Source organism: Thermococcus kodakarensis KOD1 (assembly GCF_000009965.1).
GTDB classification, from domain to species: Archaea; Methanobacteriota_B; Thermococci; order Thermococcales; family Thermococcaceae; genus Thermococcus; species Thermococcus kodakarensis.
On sequence record NC_006624.1, the window covers coordinates 512,555 to 527,667 of the forward strand.

Consider the following 15,113-nt stretch of genomic DNA (forward strand, 5'->3'; position numbering starts at 1 on the left):
CATTGCCTAGCCCAATAATCGTGGCGAAAGTTTAATATAGCTTCTCGTAAGAACTCTATCGCTTAAACTGGTTAAACAGCGGAGGAGGGCCCGGAGGATGAGCGAGGGTAATATTCCTTCGGTTAGGGATCTTGCTAAGCCAAAGAGAGTTCCTACGATTTATCCGGAGGGTGTTCGTTTCTCTAAGAAATTGCGATTCTTTAAGACAGCATGGGTGGGTGTTGCCCTTATTATTATAGCGTTCTTTGTGATGGGGTATGCGGCCGCAATGAGCCCTAAGTATTATTGGGATCCTGTTGACCACTGGTCTAAATCTTGGACAATTGGGCCTGGAGAAGTCTGGCACAATAGTTGGACCTTTAAGGAGCCTGCGAAGAATGAGCTCTTTGAAATTAATATTTCAGTAGCTGGAGGTAATAATGACCTCAAGGTTTATGTGGACACTCCTAAAGGTCGGATAGATTACGGGAAGCTTACTTCCCCGATTCACTTGAAGTTGAATATCACAAAGTATGGCTCTGGAGAGTATGTAGTTTATTATGACAATAGTTTTAGTGTGATTACTTCAAAGACAGTCCACGTAGTCCAAACCGCGTATGTCCTCAAGGAGGACACCACCGATAAGGATGGCCTATACTTTTTCGCAATCTTCTTTCTCATGATACCAGGACTGATCTTAGTTGGCGCAGGGGTGAGGAAGGTGGCGACTTTGACGGTTGATGATGATGTTATCGAGGCCAAGTTAGTCATGGGCGGTAAGCTTGAGCTGAAGGTGAACAATTACAAGCTGGACGAGCGCATAGATCATGCAGTTAAGTTCAAGGCAGGAAGGGATGAAAGTAGAATAGTGGAAATTAAGCCAATCAGAATTAAGTGGAACGCGCTTGGGTGGGTATTTTATGTGGATGACCAGGAGGTTGGCATGCTGCCGTGAGAAACATTTATATATTACATAATATATAACCCATAATGAGCCCGTGAGAATGATCGGGCGATGAGCCGCACTGGCATGAAGTCCCGTTGGGGACGGAGTTGGCGGGCCCTTTGAGTGGTGGCCCCGGCAGACGCTCATGAAGCCGGGGATGCACCGTGAGAGGGTTGGCGTCCCGAGAGGGTGCGGGCGATGAGCGACCGTGCCCGATGAAGATGAAAAGGGACGCCTTCACGGTCCTTTTCTCAAGAGTTCTAAAAACTCAAGGTCATTCTCCAGGTATGCGATTCTTGCAAAGTACGCAATGTTATCCACTAAGAGCATTAGGTGTTTGTACTGTTTTGCCGTTGTCTTGCTTTCTTTTTCTTCGATCGTCTTAAGGTCGGGATACTTTCGTTTCAGGATTGAGATAATGTCCTTATCTCCAAGTATGAATTTGCAGTCGGGATAAAGCTCTTCAAAGTCGTCATAGAAACGCTGTGGAAGATCTCTATCGCGAATTTTGCCAGTGACCGAGATTCTATAAACCCTTATGAAGTGTAAATGGCTGGTAAGGTTGGTGCGCTCTCCTTTGAGAGCGGCTTTTAGCATGTCCATTTTGGCCTTCTTCGCGCTTCCATATTTCTTTGCGTGCTTGAGATTGAGTTCTCTGAATATGATCCTTTTGAGATGTCCTACTTCAGAGTCCCAAACTCCGACTAATGCTAAAACAGTAAACCCTTTTCTAGTCTCATGCTCAGTGCTCCTGTCAATTATCACGATTAAGTTCTTAAAGCGCTTCATTCAACCACCAGCCAGCGTGGTCTTTTTCCCTCGGGAATAAGCTTGGCCAGTTCCCTGAGTTCTTCTGGAGTGAGGATGTAAACTTCCTCTGGAAGTTCAGCCTTGGACGGGATGTAGATAAGCCTTTGCTCAACGTTATAGACTTTTCCTCTTTTCTTTTGCTTTTTGATCTGCTTTCGAACCTGAACCTTAAGCATTCTCCTCACCATTATACGGTAGAAGGCTTTGCCTTATAAACTTTTCTACCGTAGAAAAGAAAAAGGCGGCTGAGGTGTTATTCTTTCTCCCTGCAGTCCACTCCTATTAGTTCACATGCAATACTATTCAGTATCATCAATTGTTCAAGGTCGTCGAGGATCTCATTGATCAGGATCCTGTCCTCTTTCTTGGGAGCATCGAGGTAAAGAATGCGGAGGCGCCGGACTATTGCAGTGATTAACTTTTTGTTCAGCTCCTTTTTAGGCAACCTTCCGGGCCTGCTGTTGCTACCCTTGTCTTTTCTATTTTCTTCCGGTTTTTGTTCCTCCTCGGAGAGTAGGCTGTCAAGTTCGTCGTTTACTACTGTGTAGGCCTCAGCCAAGTTAGACCCTCCAGCGCTTGAATGGGTTGTCTTCGAAGGCCACTTCTATGCCGCCGAATTTCTCTTCTTTTGTTCCCTCATCAGGGTTCTGTTGTTTAGTGCTCATGTAGGTCTTTATTCTCGGATTCATCTTCATGGCGTCTTCGACGACTTCTGGCACGCGGTAGCGGAGGATCGTAATAAGGTCCCAAAGCATGTCATTTTCCTTCTTGAGGGCTAGATAGAGTTTGGCGTCAGTTTCATCCAGGGCAAGTGGGATTGCTTCGTATTCGTAGTATTCGTTCATGATGAAGGCACTGGCTAGAATTGTTATCGTCTCGTCGCCGAAATAAGCGATTTTCTTGGGGACGCGAATTATGGCCGTTGGCGGGCTTTTACCCACGATCCTCAAGAGGCTATGGACTAGACTGTCGAGCCAGCTCGGAGGTCTGACTTGGTAGAGGATTACATAGTCATTGAGGTCCTCGCGAAGGCCAATGGGATAGCCGATTACTCGGCTCTCTTTCCCATTGAACCAAATAATGACGTTCTGCTTTGGCTCATAGACTTGGGCGAACTTATAGTTGAGTTCTCGGAGCTTTCTAGCGTGCTCTTGGATGCGTGCATCTGGAACTATTGGGATGGTATCAACTCTATCGGGGTAAACTTTTGTCTGCGAGGATTTCTCCTTCTTTTTCCCAAATCCGAACATTCTTCTCACCTCACAAGCTTTGTGGCGGGCGGAAGTAGATCCGCTCGGTGTACATTTTATCAAAGGAGAACCAACCTCGGCCCTTTAACCAGGGCTTCACGTCCTTATACTCGCGAAAGCTCTTCACTTTGGGGTTCTTGATGCGGTGGAAGTCCCTGATGACTTTCCTAAGAAGAAGCTCATCATCAGCGCTGGCTATTCTTCCGATGATGCCGATGTGTGCCGCCCCGTAGATCAGAAACGCTGGCAGGCCGTACATGTATTGGGTCCCGCTTATGATGTTTACCCAATTGGAGCGGCCCTCTCTATTCAGCTTATCGAGGGCTTTTCTGCCATCAGGATGTTCGAGAAGGTTCTGAACTTCATCAATGACGAAGAAGACGGGGGTGTTCCTGAAGCGGACGAACTTGGTGACGATGTACATGACTAAATGCTTGAAGATCCATGCCTCTTCTGCTGGTGTTAGCTCGGAGTTTGCTGAGAAGTCAATTACATTGATGACATCCGTAGAGAGCTCCGAAGTAAAGTCTTTGTTTTTTGAGAAGATCGTATCACTCCTCAGCAAAGCGCAGACTTCGAGGATGCTGAGGAGCGTTGAGCTTGGCACGGTTGAGTTTGGGCGGTATTTTTTCTCCCACTCGTAGCCGAACCTTTCAAGCTCATCAGGATCTCGTTTTTTCTCTAGATCCCAAGCCTGTCGGATGACGCGGCCATAAATAGTATTCCTGTTGATCTGTGCAAGTCTAGCTATGAAATCAAAGTCCACGTCTTTGTAGCGGATTTTCCCTTCTCTAGCGATGCAGTTGTTGTCTTTTTCTATTGCTTCTAGGTTTCTCACCGGACGGAAGACTATCCTCTTTACGGGGAACGCCTTTGGTTTTAGGCCATGCCAACTGAGGATCGAGTGTTTATCACCTGGAAATGGGGGATATAAGGTGAAGGGGTAGTTGGGCCAGCCAAAGGCGAAGTCCCCTGGCTTTCCGTGGAGCACTCCATCGTTTTTAAGAATGTTGTAATACTGGAGTAACGGTTGAAAGTTCTCTTTCACGAAGTCGGGGCCTTTCTTCTTCGTTATAATGGTCAAGAAATCCATTAGGTCTTTTGCCTTGTTCTTATCGTATTTCTGCTCGATGACGACTACTAGTGCTCCAGGGATGTTTTGGAAGATCTCTTCAGCTATGGCTCTCATAACTGTGGTCTTCCCGCTACCGCTTGGCCCGAGGAAAGTTATGTGGTTGGCTTCGTTTTCCTTTAGCTCCACGTAGCGTTTTTCTTTGTCTGTGTTCTTCCCAATATAGATTGATACTCCCATCTAACCCACACCTCTGTCTGCTTTCTATGATTGCAGGGGTCTGCGTGACATATCACGATTTCACACTTTTGGGCTTCCTCTACCCGTCTTTTTCAAGATGGGGGTTTCTCCTCTTGTGCTTTGAAAATAAAACTATGCAACTCTCCCACAATGCTTTTTTAGAGGCCGCCAAGTTCCCACGACCTTTTCTTCCTGTACAGGCCATACCCAATCAAGCCCACAACGATAACGCTGAACGCTATTGCCTTGATGATGACAGAGCCGACCAGCTTCTCTTTCTTTGCCTTCTCGATGTAGCTCTGCTCGCTCTTCTGCGAAGCATCTTCGAGAAGGGTCTGTATCATCTTCCTGTACTCATCGTTCTGCTGTTCAAGAAAGTCCGCTTTTGCCTTGACTGCGTTGTACTGGTTCGTCAGGTTCGCTAACTGTGCCTTGAGCTCGCGATTTTCCCTCGTCAGGTTCAGAATCTTTGCGTTCAGCTCGGCTGTGTTGGGCTGGTTCTTGAGCTTGCTCTGAAGCTCTGAAACCTGCTGCTTGAGCTGTTCGTTTTCTTTCGCGAGCTTGTTGTATTTGGTCGTCAGGTTCGCCAGCTTTTCTCTCAACTCTGTGTTCTCGTTCCTCAGCTCCGCGGCCTCGTCTGGAGCACTGAAACTCACTGCGAACGGCTTCTCGCTTTCAACGTGAACGTAGCCCTCATCGCCGAGCGCCGCGAAGAGTATTTCCAGGCCCTTAGTGGTGTAGTTCTCGCCGTCGCCGAGAATCGTTTGAATCTGGCTATCCTGCTCAATGACGAGGACGGTTTCATTTGTCTTGATGTTCTTATCAACGAGTAGGCTCAGGTCGTTGATGTAAACGCGCTCGCCGACACTAAGGCTCCCGCTCCAGTCGTAGAGAGTCCCTCCTGACGCGAGGCTGGCAGTCAGCAGGAACAAGATAAAGGCGAAAACCAGCCGCTTCATATCACTGTCCCTCCGGGTTGTTTACGATGACCGTCAACTTTTCAGGACTCAGAATCGTGATGTTGGCGATGTAGTACGTCGTGCCCGTGAAGTAGCCAGTCCCAATTATTGTTATGTTGTTGATAGTGACGTTCATCGGCTCCCAATAGATCGTATCCGGGAATATGAAGAAGAACTTGCCCTTGTTGGGGTCGTAGTCGGGCCTAATTGTCAGGTTCAGCTCCTGGATCGTCAGGTTTCCGCCAACGTAAACCAGCTCCTCGTACCTGTGTATGGTGAGTTCCGAAGTTGGGATTGTGGAGTTTGTGCTGTTAGAGGTGTTAAGTGGTATCGTGTAGGTCTCGTTGCCAAAGCCGATTATGATTCCACCATCACCCCAACCAATGCACCCTGCGGTACTCACAACCGCCGCGAGGACTATTATCATATATAATATATGAATATATGACTTCATACCTATGAACTTCATTCTTCTCACCCCAAAAGGCCTTTCACCGAGACCGCTCCCGTCTTCCGGTTCACCCAAATGAAGCCAGCAAAGAGCTTAGAACCACCAGTATCGAGCTTCAGCTCGAAAACCCAATACTTCTGGCCGTCCTTTTCCTTCTCAGTGAGGCTCTTTTTGTCTGGATAGAGCTTGTAGTTGTACTTCTCCAGTTTCTTGTTGTAGCTGGCTAGATACTGCCGAGCGATCTCGTACGCCTGCTCGGCTGTGACCGGATAGTCCTCAACATAGGCCCCCTGGACTATCGTGAGGTGTCCGTCAGCCCACCGTATTGTGTTGTTGCTGAAGATGAATCCCTCAGTCGGATAACCAAGCTCATACAGTCTTTCTTTTAGTGGGTCGTGCTCGGCAAACGTCGAATAGCTGAAATAAGCCAAAAAAATTAAGCTAACCACCGCGAAGAGCCTTAGAATGACTTTTGAAAAAGATGGGGTGGAGCGGTGGGCGTACATTTCAGCCCACCTCAACTAGAGCTCTGCTCGGTCACAACAACCGGCCAGGTAGCGGTCGCGTTGGCCTGAATCACATATGGGGCGGTCTCGTTGTAGAGCATGGCCTTGTTGCCGCTGATGTCCTCAACTACAAAGTAGAATGCATAGTAGTCATTCGCAGTGACGTTGGTGATAGTGATTGGCAGGGCCGTAGCGTTAACCTCGGTGAAGGTCGTAGTGTTGCTCACGGTGTTGCTGGTGCCTAGATCAGCCCAATAAACGTAGTACTTGGCTATCTGGTCATTGTCAGTCGCGTTGAAGTCAATGCTGAAGGTTCCAGCCGTGCTGTTATAATCGAGGCTAACACTTGAGAGGGTCGGAGCGGTCGTGTCGGTAACAGTAATGCTCTGAACGTCGCTTTCAAGGGTCTTGTCAGTGTCATAAACGACCTTGACCTTGTAGTAAACCACGTCACCGAATTTGCTTGGAATCTCAGCCTTGTATGTGCCGTTCTCGGCTGTGGCGTTCAGGGCAGTATAGGTCGCGTTGTTCGGATCCGCGACGTTGAGCGCGTAAAGAACCTGAACGCTGGATATGTTGAAGTGCTCCTCGTTGGCCAGTTGGAAGCTCACGAGAACGTGGCCAGTGCTCTGGTCAACTATAGCCAAAAGGTTGCTGACGGCGAGTTCATAAGTGGTGTTCTCAGTACTGTTGTCGCTCAGGGCATTGGTTATGTCAACAAAGCCGCCTCCGCCGCCGTGATAGGCCCACCAGCCGATGGCGGCGAAGAGTAGTATCAGGCCAACGGTTATGATCTGTCTCTCTTTCTTTCTCATTTCTCAAACACCTCCAAACGACTTAACAAGTTCTGGAATCTGTTTCAGGAAAGAAAAGAAAGTGTCAACTAAGCCGAATGACTTTAAGAGTGCCAGGGCCCCGAGAGCGTAGAACACCAAGCTCACCTTGCCTTTTGCCAGGACGCCGATGAGGATGAGGATTAGGCCGAGCGCGAGGTATGGGTGGCTTCCTGCAAGGTTGTGGAGCTGATCAATGATGCTGTTCGCGTCCATGTCAATCCCTCCTGTTCTTTGCTGCTAATCCTGCCAGAACGCCAGCTAAGCCGAAGCCCGTGACTCCCTTAATGAATTCCAGGGCCGTTGCTGTTGGATCGCCGGTAATCGCCAGCATGAAGATTCCGCCGAGGATAAGGAATGCCGCCGCGTCCCAAAGTCCCCAACTGTCTAGGTCGCTGATTCTGTACACTGCGAGCCCTATGAGGGCCGAGGGAATGAAGAGCGCCCAAAAGCCACTGAGGCCGAGGAGGTTGCCTGCTGTAACCATGCTGTTCTGGAAGTGGAAAATGCAAAGGAGGTAAGCGATGAGAGCTGCTGCAACCCTGCCGAGCATTGTCAGTCACCTCAGATCAGCCCGGGGATGTGTGGAAGTATTGAAATGAATGCACCTTTTGTGGCGATCGTTGCGGCGGTCCAGAACCAAAGTATCAGCTCATTGTTGCCAGTCTCTGGAGCGAAGATGTATAGGCCGATCAATCCGGAGACGAAAAGATTTGCTGGCCCGACATCGCCGATGTTGAGCGTCATGGTTCCTGTGATTGCCCACATGACCCCTAGCATTCCGAGCGCTGCGAAGAGCAAACTGATGAGGATTGCACCTACTCTGCTCTTCTTTTTGCCTATTGAGCCGTAGATTCCCGCGTAGAGCTTGTTGTAGTAGTCGTTCTTATCTGCGAGCTTATCGAAGAGTTCAACGAGCACTACGAATGCCAGCGGCACCGATGCCATTGCTTCTGTTGTCTGCTGTACTGTTATGCTGTGTTGTCCTGCATACCACAAAAGTAAACCAAGAAAGCCCGAGGCTAGGGCCGTCTTTAAGGCCCATTGCCCGGCCTTCAGTTTTTTTGGTTGTTGTTCCTCCCCCATCTTCAATCACCACCTCAAAGCAGTTTTCTCCAAACCACGAAAGCGCCAACTAACACGAACACTATTGCGAGAAGCGCCCAAAGTGGAATTCCGAGAATCTTCTTACTCAGCATGCTCTTTGCAGTTGTTAGGATGTCAATGTGTGGCTTGTACTCATCGGCAAGCTGACTCAGCTCATCACCCTTCTGTGCGTCAAGTTCGGCCTGTTCGTACTCGCCGTAGAGCGCCTTCTCAGCCGCGCTCATGTAGAAGTCTCCGGCCTGCTCAAGCTTTTTGGCAACGTTTAGCCAGTTGAGGTACTCTTGGACAGCATCGGTCTGTGTAATTTTGTTGAGAGCCTCAATGGCATCCTGGTATGCCTGTATCGCTTTCTCAGCGTAGAGGGAAGCCTTTTCATTGCCCTCGGCGTCTGCCTTCTTCTTGAGATCCTCGGCGGCAGTGATCTTCTCCTGGAGACCGTTAATGAGGCTGGCTGCGATCGCTTTAGTCTGATTGATCTCACTCGCTTCGAGCTTGCCATCGTCAGTAAACTGAACGAGCTGGTCTATCTGATTATCCGCCAACACTGTCCTTGTGTTCGGGATAACAGAGACCTTCGGATTGACAACAAGCCAGAGCGGTATTGTGATATTGTCATCTCTCGTGATCGTGAAGTAAGCCAGTCCATAGACCTTATAGGTTAACGTGCTCAGGTCTTCAGTGTAGTGGGCTGTCAGGAGCTTTTGAGTTGGAGTGTCCGGACTCATCGTGCCGAGGTTTCCAAATATTGAATCTGCAACTGTCCAGCTTAGATCCTTGTACTCTCTCACTGCTACGAACCTGAAGTCGTCATTGAAGGACGGATTAAGAGGCTCAAAATAGCCTGGATTAGGCACAATATAGAACTTGTAGTCTGCTGTTGAACCAATGACATGAACTGGAGTCGCAAAGGTCAGTATAATGAAGTTTGAGAGCGCTCCAGCGTACTTCTCCTGATAAAGCGCCCATTTCGTTGAGGCTTCAGTATTGAGGAACTTAACTGGTAGAGATGCATAGAAACCATCTGCAAGATCGGCGATGTCGTGGGCCATGCTCACGTGCCGCCAGGCGCTGGTGGTGTAAGCAGTATACTTAATGTCATCATTCCTAACGAAGACGTAGCACGTAGAGGTGTTTGAGTCCCACTTATGGTTAGGTTGAGCAGTACAGGATGACTGATCAGTGTACTGCGGGTCGTTCTGCCAGACCTCACGGTAAGCGTCAACCTTAACGAAGATCTCCCACGTTGAAGTGTTCGCGCTGAATATCTGTTCGATCAAGTCTCTAGTGACCTGACCGGTTTGAATAGCGTTCTGCACCTGGTAGACCCAATCGTCCGGAACCTTGAGAATTGTTGAATAAACCACACTTTGGCCGTTTAGGCCCTCGCTACCAGTTCCGTAATCCCAAACGCGCTTCCAGAGCGGGACGCTACTGTTCTCCTTCTGAAGATAGATCTCAACACTGCGAAGGTGTATGACGTTAAATGGTATGTTGCTCTCTTTTGTGTAGAGTTTAGCCTGGACGGGGAAAGCTGAAAAGCCATAGATCTTTGAGGGAGCATAGATCTCAATCCAGAGGTCGCCAGTTGCTCCATCTTCCTTAGTGTCATACCTCACCAGATCAGAGCGGAGCTTCGCGGTAAGCTCTGCAATCCTTTCATATGCCTGCTGGTTAGCGTCGTCTATGACTTTATTGAGTTCATCGTCATCGTTTTTGACGGTAGTTCCATTTGCTTGGCGCTCGTAAGTTATTGTTGCACCACTGTCACTATCTCCACCCCGAGACCCTCCAAACGCTAGTTCTAGCGCTGAATATGTCAAACCTGCGGCTGCCATTCCCATTGCAACGCATGCACCTGTACCGAAACCCATGGTCCCTGCCATGCATGCTCCGCCAACGACAACACCCACTACTGTCGAGACGACCATTTTGCCGGTGTTGCTCGCCCTCTCTTTGACACCATTCCACCAGCTGCCGAAGTCAAACGCTAGGGCTGGCTGTGCATAGATGCTTGTGGTAAAAATGAGGAGTAACAGTAACCCTGACAGGCGCTTTTTTCTATTACAGGTTTTCCTTTCCTGCTCTTCTTCCTCGCCTCCTTTCTGCTCAAAAAGTGAAAAGAAGAGCCTCATTACCTCACCTCCTCCTGGCAAGTCCAACTAAAGCGAGAAGCCCAAGCCCGCCAACACCGAGCCAGAGCCAGGTGTTCCCACTTGAGCCGCCGAAGAGCGTGAACCCTCCAGAATCTCCAATGCTAACGGCAACCTTGTCCTGGAAGACCGTCGCGTTGCCCTGAAGAACCTGCACCTGGAGCTCGTAGGCGTCGTAAGTCAGGTCTTCTGGCACGGCGAAGGCTATGCTAACATCCTTCTCGGTGAGCGGGCCGACCGAAATGCTCTGGTTGATCTCGCTCGGCAGGAAGCCGCCCGAGACCTTGATCGTGTAATACTGCACATCGCTCGACGGGTTCTTGAAGTGGAGGACAATCGTGCCCTCGCCACCCTTCTCGACTGTCAGCTGCTTCGTGGTGAGCGTGATTGCAGGATTCACGGTGACGTCATAGGTCGCGACCTGGCCGTTCCACTGGAGTTCGAGCGTGTACTGGCCCTCACTCGGCACGTTGACGCTGAAGGAGTACGCCTCGTAGGGGCTGAAGGCGTGGGAATCACTCCAAACCTCGTTGCCCTGGCTGTCCTTCAGAACCGCCGTGATGAGGTAACTCTGGCCACTGCTTTCCGAGATGCGAAGCTCATTCTGGCCGACCTGCCATTCAGAGGGCATCTGAACCGAAAACGGGAGCGGCTCGACGGTGTAGGTGACACTCTTTGTCGTCGTGTAGGTCTTGCTCATTATTGCGTCATGACTCTCAAAGCTCAGAGTGAACCCGTGCTGGCCGACCGCGCCCGCCTTGAACTTGATGGAAATCTGTGTCGGGCCTGAAATGTCGCCGAGATAGTACTTGCCCGACTCGGGAGAGACGGCCTGGCCGTCTTTCTGGACTTCGAGGACGTTGGAGAGGCCGCTCAGGCTCAGGTAAGTGTTGTAAGCCGCGTCGGTGCTGATCGGCGAGAGAGTGAAAGTGAGCGTGTAAATCGTGTTCTCGGGAATGCTGATGTCAGACGGGAAGTTTTCAAACTTGAAGGCGGCGCTGTCAGGGTACATCTCGACACTGACAGTCATGTCACCCTGGACGTCTATCGTCTTCGTGACGCTCCAGTACCCGCTTTTCTCGAAAGTGAGTGTATGAGTGCCCTTAGTTAAATCTAAACTTCCACCATCGTCCAGCGTGCCGATAACGTTACCGTTCTCCTTCACCGTAACGCCCGTGAGGGGTTGATTACTCAGAGCATCCTTGAGCGAGAGCTGAATATGATACTCAACCTCATAAATCTGTATATTATTAAACTCGACCTTCCCCTGCCAGCCCAAGTTATTACCAATGCCTACAGCCGGAACACCAAAAACTACCTTCTCGATTGACAACGGGTCAATATGCTGCTGAACATTCGTCAGATTATACAATAAGAAACCGTCCTTATATACCAGTAAATCCCACTCCGTGCCCCTCTGCTGAAACTCAATTCTAAAATGTACGTACTTATTCCTAAAGCTCGTCCCTGCATCAATAGAACCACCTATAGTGTCGCTACTCCCATCATACTGAGGATAATTAGCCCCTGAGATTTTCCTAACCTCGATTGAACCCGTATCATACTCAATGAAAGTTAAGCCAACCCCTGAACTCCCTGACATAAAAGACACACCAGATAAAACGTTATTTGCGTACGCCTGATAATCAAACTCGATAGCCTGAAACTCAGTAACATTAAGCCAAGCCCTGACGTACTCAGACCCCGTAGCATCTAAGACCAACCGACCGTCCGATATTGTTACATTAGACGAAGACCCAAAGATATACACCCCGAAATCTCCACTAGACGGAATATAAACAGCCCCAACCGTGCCCGTTGCCAGCGTTCCGAACAGCACCAACAGAGCGAGCAAAACACCGAGTTTCTTCATCTCTTCATCCCTCCACTCCGTAGTCAACACCAATGCCGCCGAGCAAGGCCAGCAGAAGCGCGAGGTTCTCAACAGAGTCCTTGAGCGCGTCGAGAAGAGCTGCACCGTTCGCCTGCCAGAGTGCCGCCAGGAAGCTCAAGAGCATCATGTCATAGAGGAGCACGCGCCAGCTTGATGTAAAGGGCTCGATGATTACTAAAGCCTTGTTTCCCTTGTTCGTGAGCGCCCAATGCATGAGCACGCCGCCAACAGCTCCGACCGCTAGAGCCTCCTTTGTCATCATGGGCCAAGCGATGTAGTACCACGCTCCCGCGAGCACAAAGAAGATGATTAGCTGGATGAGGCTCTTTGTCTTCATACTGCCATCACCTTGCGCGCCTTTTTGAGCTTAGAAACCTCTGCGAGGAGCTGTTGCTTCTTCCTCGTGACTCGCGCGAGCTCCCTCTGCGCTGCCTCAATCTGTCTCCTCAAACGCTCAGCGTACCGATCGAGAGTTTCAATCTCCCGAGAAATCCCATCTAGGTCGTCCATACTACCGCCTCCGGAGGGCTTTGCCAATTTGACGAGAACTGATTTAAGCGGAGGAAGGCCCAAAGGCGCCAGAGAAAAGTCGCAGGAGGAGTTTAAAAGCAAATAAGAACATTTTAAGCTTAAATTAAGCGTAAAAAAGAAGTCAGCCCTCAAGAATTTCCTCCGGCCTTGTGTTACCTAGTTCCAGCCGATAGAGTTTCAGAACCGCCTCTCTGAATACCTGGTTGATGCTCGTTCCCTTGGCCTTGGCAAGGGCTTTTGCCCTTTTCTCAACCTCCGAATCAATATATATTCCACGAACAAACTTAGATTGGGCCATTCCTCCGCTCACCTCCTACATTTTTTCAAATAGATCAGCACGAACACGAGGGCAACCATAACAAGTGTCAGCACGAAAAAGAAAGTCAATGTGAGACAAATCGTGTAGCAACTTGCTTGATAGAGGGCCTTGTCGAGGGCAGGCATGAGGTCAATCACTACCTCATCCTCCTTTCATTTCTTCATGACTTTGCCATATTTCTCGGCCCATTTGCGGGCCTCCCGCCACTCCATAAAGGCTTCGTAGGCAAATGCGGAGAGCACTACCGCGAAGACTCCGCCGAAAGCAAGCCAAATAACGGAGAGGATGGTCATTTCTCCTCACCTCTCAACGAGATGCCCAATTTGGCGCGTTTCGAGCGCCAGCCGCCTTCTAAAACGAGCTTCAGGTCGTCAACAACCGAGGAATACCACTCATCGGCCAGGATCTCAAGGTTGAGGTAGTGTTTTTCCAGAACTCCGCGCTCGGCCCTGCCCTGGATGAAGTTAATGACCTCAAATGGGCAGCCTTTCCTCGCGAGGAACGTTGCGAACCACTCCCTTACCGCGGCCGCGGAGAACTGAACGCTCTTCTCAGTGTTTCTAACCGAGCGGAGCTTGACGCGTAGCCTGTTCTTTACATGTTCATAGTCAAGGGGAAGTTGCTCAAGCTCAGTGAGGGCAAAGTCGCGCGGTAAGTAAGCGTAGAAGGCTTTTTTCTGGCCCTTCTGTTTGTGAATTGGATACTTGGCAATGTTTGGGTACTCTCTTGGGAGGATCAGTTTCTCAGGATCAAACTCATTGAAGAGCTCAATTACTGCCTTTAGTCTCAGGCCAGAGAAGACGAGGGTCTTGTAGATCGTCGCCAGAATAGGGTCTTTTTGTTCGTAGTACTTTAGAGCCTCCCTAATCTGCGCGTCTGGAACGTTCACTTTTCTCGGGTGTGTTGGCTTGACCCAAATAATCTCCTTCAGATCAAGGTACTGGTCGCGAGTGATTATGCCGCGATTCCTCAGGAACTTCGCAAAGCTCCTCAGGGCCTTGGTTATGTGTCTTTTGTAGCCTGTCTCGGCAAGGATCTCCTGGAGGTCTTCATATGTCTTGATAGCGTATGTATTGAAAAACTTCTCAAGGGTTGAAATATAGCGGAATTTCGTTTCCTCGGTGGAGACTCTGAGGGAGAGCCATTTTGCATAGGCATCTTGGAGCTGAGACCACTTTTCGTTTAGGCTTATATCTGGCGAGGACGTCCCCTTCTGCCTTTCGAGCCCGCGCCCCGGGTTCAAATCCCGGCCGGGGCACCAGAATTCTTCAATAGGCTTTTTCTGGCAAGTTTAAACTTACGGTTGTCGTGTGCCCTTTTATCTGTGCCCTTTTATCTTTAAGAGATGCTAAGAAGAGACAATATTCTCTGCACAAAAGAAAAAGAGCAAAAATCAGCCGTGTATAACTTTCACGATTTTTCCGTACTCTGTAACAACAACGGCTGTAACCTGAAGCTTGAACCAACATCAAAAACTTTTCGAGTAATCATCTGGTGGGTTAATATTGCGAATATCCTGGATTTATCCACAATTATGTCCATGCAAAGATTTATAAAACGTCTCCAGGAAAACACTCCAGTCCGCGAATAGCGATAATCCTGAGGTGATGCTCATGGGAAGGACTACTAAGGTCGGATCCGCTGGAAGGTTTGGCCCCAGGTACGGTCTCAAGATAAGGAGAAGAGTTGCGGCCGTTGAGGCCAGGATGAAGCAGAAGCACGTCTGCCCGGTCTGCGGAAGGAAGGCAGTCAGGAGGATAAGCACTGGAATCTGGCAGTGCCAGAAGTGCGGTGCCACCTTCGCCGGCGGCGCCTACCTGCCGACCACCCCGGCGGGGAAGGTCGCCAAGCGCGTTACGGCCTCCAAGGCCTGATCCTTTTTTCATCTTGAGGTGATACTATGGCGACCGCCGTTTATCGCTGTGCAAAATGCGGTAAGGAAGTCGAGCTTGACCTCGCGACCGCGAGGGAAGTCCGCTGCCCGTACTGCGGCAGCAAGATACTTTACAAGCCCAGGCCCCGTGTTGCCCGCAGGGTCAAGGCCATCTGAACTATTTTTCCCTGCG

General features: G+C 49.7%; 22 protein-coding genes. 3 read left to right on the plus strand and 19 right to left on the minus strand.

What is annotated here, in order from left to right:
- Positions 1–97: 97 nt before the first annotated feature.
- Complete coding sequence (locus TK_RS02950) at positions 98–934, plus strand: hypothetical protein (RefSeq protein ID WP_011249551.1); 837 nt, start codon at positions 98–100, stop codon at positions 932–934.
- Positions 935–1,162: 228 nt separating this feature from the next.
- Here the strand turns inward: TK_RS02950 and TK_RS02955 are convergent, their stop codons facing one another.
- The 19 genes from TK_RS02955 to TK_RS03035 form a co-directional block, all read right to left on the minus strand.
- Positions 1,163–1,714: a hypothetical protein gene (locus tag TK_RS02955; protein ID WP_011249552.1), complete on the minus strand. Its 552-nt coding sequence runs from the start codon at positions 1,712–1,714 to the stop codon at positions 1,163–1,165.
- Positions 1,711–1,911 (minus strand): hypothetical protein, encoded by a 201-nt coding sequence (locus TK_RS02960; protein WP_011249553.1) that lies wholly within the window; start codon positions 1,909–1,911, stop codon positions 1,711–1,713. The genes TK_RS02955 and TK_RS02960 overlap by 4 nt, the downstream gene beginning before the upstream one ends.
- Before the next feature lie 77 nt (positions 1,912–1,988).
- Positions 1,989–2,294 carry a hypothetical protein gene (locus tag TK_RS02965; RefSeq protein WP_011249554.1) on the minus strand — a complete coding sequence of 102 codons (306 nt, stop codon included), beginning with the start codon at positions 2,292–2,294 and terminating at the stop codon, positions 1,989–1,991.
- Between the two features lies 1 nt (position 2,295).
- Positions 2,296–2,985, minus strand: a complete 690-nt coding sequence (locus TK_RS02970) for a hypothetical protein (protein ID WP_011249555.1) — start codon at positions 2,983–2,985, stop codon at positions 2,296–2,298.
- Positions 2,986–2,995: 10 nt separating this feature from the next.
- Positions 2,996–4,297, minus strand: a complete 1,302-nt coding sequence (locus tag TK_RS02975; protein WP_011249556.1) for an ATP-binding protein — start codon at positions 4,295–4,297, stop codon at positions 2,996–2,998.
- Between the two features lie 158 nt (positions 4,298–4,455).
- Complete coding sequence (locus TK_RS02980; protein WP_011249557.1) at positions 4,456–5,256, minus strand: hypothetical protein; 801 nt, start codon at positions 5,254–5,256, stop codon at positions 4,456–4,458.
- Position 5,257: 1 nt separating this feature from the next.
- Positions 5,258–5,725, minus strand: coding sequence for a hypothetical protein (locus tag TK_RS02985; RefSeq protein ID WP_011249558.1), 468 nt, complete (start codon positions 5,723–5,725; stop codon positions 5,258–5,260).
- Positions 5,726–5,730: 5 nt separating this feature from the next.
- The gene (locus TK_RS02990; RefSeq protein ID WP_011249559.1) at positions 5,731–6,213 is read right to left on the minus strand and encodes a hypothetical protein; all 483 of its coding nucleotides are present in this window, start codon (positions 6,211–6,213) and stop codon (positions 5,731–5,733) included.
- An 11-nt stretch (positions 6,214–6,224) separates the two neighbouring features.
- The gene (locus TK_RS02995; RefSeq protein ID WP_011249560.1) at positions 6,225–7,028 is read right to left on the minus strand and encodes a hypothetical protein; all 804 of its coding nucleotides are present in this window, start codon (positions 7,026–7,028) and stop codon (positions 6,225–6,227) included.
- A 3-nt stretch (positions 7,029–7,031) separates the two neighbouring features.
- Complete coding sequence (locus tag TK_RS03000; RefSeq protein ID WP_011249561.1) at positions 7,032–7,262, minus strand: hypothetical protein; 231 nt, start codon at positions 7,260–7,262, stop codon at positions 7,032–7,034.
- 1 nt (position 7,263) lies between these two features.
- Complete coding sequence (locus tag TK_RS03005) at positions 7,264–7,599, minus strand: hypothetical protein (protein WP_011249343.1); 336 nt, start codon at positions 7,597–7,599, stop codon at positions 7,264–7,266.
- Between the two features lie 11 nt (positions 7,600–7,610).
- Positions 7,611–7,994, minus strand: a complete 384-nt coding sequence (locus tag TK_RS03010; RefSeq protein ID WP_232500597.1) for a hypothetical protein — start codon at positions 7,992–7,994, stop codon at positions 7,611–7,613.
- Between the two features lie 152 nt (positions 7,995–8,146).
- Complete coding sequence (locus TK_RS03015) at positions 8,147–10,081, minus strand: hypothetical protein (protein WP_232500603.1); 1,935 nt, start codon at positions 10,079–10,081, stop codon at positions 8,147–8,149.
- Positions 10,082–10,289: 208 nt separating this feature from the next.
- The gene (locus TK_RS03020; protein ID WP_232500604.1) at positions 10,290–12,203 is read right to left on the minus strand and encodes a carboxypeptidase-like regulatory domain-containing protein; all 1,914 of its coding nucleotides are present in this window, start codon (positions 12,201–12,203) and stop codon (positions 10,290–10,292) included.
- On the minus strand, positions 12,181–12,534 hold the full coding sequence (locus TK_RS03025) for a hypothetical protein (RefSeq protein WP_011249339.1): 354 nt from the start codon (positions 12,532–12,534) through the stop codon (positions 12,181–12,183). The genes TK_RS03020 and TK_RS03025 overlap by 23 nt, the downstream gene beginning before the upstream one ends.
- On the minus strand, positions 12,531–12,707 hold the full coding sequence (locus tag TK_RS12015) for a hypothetical protein (RefSeq protein WP_158298044.1): 177 nt from the start codon (positions 12,705–12,707) through the stop codon (positions 12,531–12,533). Before TK_RS12015 ends, TK_RS03025 begins: the two co-directional genes overlap by 4 nt.
- A 142-nt stretch (positions 12,708–12,849) precedes the next feature.
- Complete coding sequence (locus TK_RS03030; RefSeq protein WP_048053656.1) at positions 12,850–13,026, minus strand: hypothetical protein; 177 nt, start codon at positions 13,024–13,026, stop codon at positions 12,850–12,852.
- A gap of 173 nt (positions 13,027–13,199) precedes the next feature.
- Positions 13,200–13,340 carry a hypothetical protein gene (locus tag TK_RS12020; RefSeq protein WP_011249564.1) on the minus strand — a complete coding sequence of 47 codons (141 nt, stop codon included), beginning with the start codon at positions 13,338–13,340 and terminating at the stop codon, positions 13,200–13,202.
- Positions 13,337–14,290: an integrase gene (locus tag TK_RS03035; RefSeq protein ID WP_011249565.1), complete on the minus strand. Its 954-nt coding sequence runs from the start codon at positions 14,288–14,290 to the stop codon at positions 13,337–13,339. Before TK_RS03035 ends, TK_RS12020 begins: the two co-directional genes overlap by 4 nt.
- Positions 14,291–14,660: 370 nt before the next feature.
- Here TK_RS03035 and TK_RS03040 point away from each other — a divergent pair, with 370 nt between their 5' ends.
- The gene (locus tag TK_RS03040) at positions 14,661–14,921 is read left to right on the plus strand and encodes a 50S ribosomal protein L37ae (protein WP_011249566.1); all 261 of its coding nucleotides are present in this window, start codon (positions 14,661–14,663) and stop codon (positions 14,919–14,921) included.
- 26 nt (positions 14,922–14,947) lie between these two features.
- Complete coding sequence (locus TK_RS03045; protein WP_011249567.1) at positions 14,948–15,097, plus strand: DNA-directed RNA polymerase subunit P; 150 nt, start codon at positions 14,948–14,950, stop codon at positions 15,095–15,097.
- The last annotated feature ends 16 nt before the right edge of the window (positions 15,098–15,113 follow it).

Bases quoted from the DNA above. Each gene is read 5' to 3' on its own strand.
- TK_RS02950 (WP_011249551.1), top strand. From the start codon at position 98: ATGAGCGAGGGTAATATTCCTTCGGTTAGGGATCTTGCTAAGCCAAAG.
- TK_RS02955 (WP_011249552.1), bottom strand. From the start codon at position 1,714: ATGAAGCGCTTTAAGAACTTAATCGTGATAATTGACAGGAGCACTGAG.
- TK_RS02960 (WP_011249553.1), bottom strand. From the start codon at position 1,911: ATGCTTAAGGTTCAGGTTCGAAAGCAGATCAAAAAGCAAAAGAAAAGA.
- TK_RS02970 (WP_011249555.1), bottom strand. From the start codon at position 2,985: ATGTTCGGATTTGGGAAAAAGAAGGAGAAATCCTCGCAGACAAAAGTT.
- TK_RS02975 (WP_011249556.1), bottom strand. From the start codon at position 4,297: ATGGGAGTATCAATCTATATTGGGAAGAACACAGACAAAGAAAAACGC.
- TK_RS02980 (WP_011249557.1), bottom strand. From the start codon at position 5,256: ATGAAGCGGCTGGTTTTCGCCTTTATCTTGTTCCTGCTGACTGCCAGC.
- TK_RS02985 (WP_011249558.1), bottom strand. From the start codon at position 5,725: ATGAAGTTCATAGGTATGAAGTCATATATTCATATATTATATATGATA.
- TK_RS02990 (WP_011249559.1), bottom strand. From the start codon at position 6,213: ATGTACGCCCACCGCTCCACCCCATCTTTTTCAAAAGTCATTCTAAGG.
- TK_RS02995 (WP_011249560.1), bottom strand. From the start codon at position 7,028: ATGAGAAAGAAAGAGAGACAGATCATAACCGTTGGCCTGATACTACTC.
- TK_RS03000 (WP_011249561.1), bottom strand. From the start codon at position 7,262: ATGGACGCGAACAGCATCATTGATCAGCTCCACAACCTTGCAGGAAGC.
- TK_RS03005 (WP_011249343.1), bottom strand. From the start codon at position 7,599: ATGCTCGGCAGGGTTGCAGCAGCTCTCATCGCTTACCTCCTTTGCATT.
- TK_RS03010 (WP_232500597.1), bottom strand. From the start codon at position 7,994: ATGGCATCGGTGCCGCTGGCATTCGTAGTGCTCGTTGAACTCTTCGAT.
- TK_RS03015 (WP_232500603.1), bottom strand. From the start codon at position 10,081: ATGGTCGTCTCGACAGTAGTGGGTGTTGTCGTTGGCGGAGCATGCATG.
- TK_RS03025 (WP_011249339.1), bottom strand. From the start codon at position 12,534: ATGAAGACAAAGAGCCTCATCCAGCTAATCATCTTCTTTGTGCTCGCG.
- TK_RS12015 (WP_158298044.1), bottom strand. From the start codon at position 12,707: ATGGACGACCTAGATGGGATTTCTCGGGAGATTGAAACTCTCGATCGG.
- TK_RS03030 (WP_048053656.1), bottom strand. From the start codon at position 13,026: ATGGCCCAATCTAAGTTTGTTCGTGGAATATATATTGATTCGGAGGTT.
- TK_RS12020 (WP_011249564.1), bottom strand. From the start codon at position 13,340: ATGACCATCCTCTCCGTTATTTGGCTTGCTTTCGGCGGAGTCTTCGCG.
- TK_RS03040 (WP_011249566.1), top strand. From the start codon at position 14,661: ATGGGAAGGACTACTAAGGTCGGATCCGCTGGAAGGTTTGGCCCCAGG.
- TK_RS03045 (WP_011249567.1), top strand. From the start codon at position 14,948: ATGGCGACCGCCGTTTATCGCTGTGCAAAATGCGGTAAGGAAGTCGAG.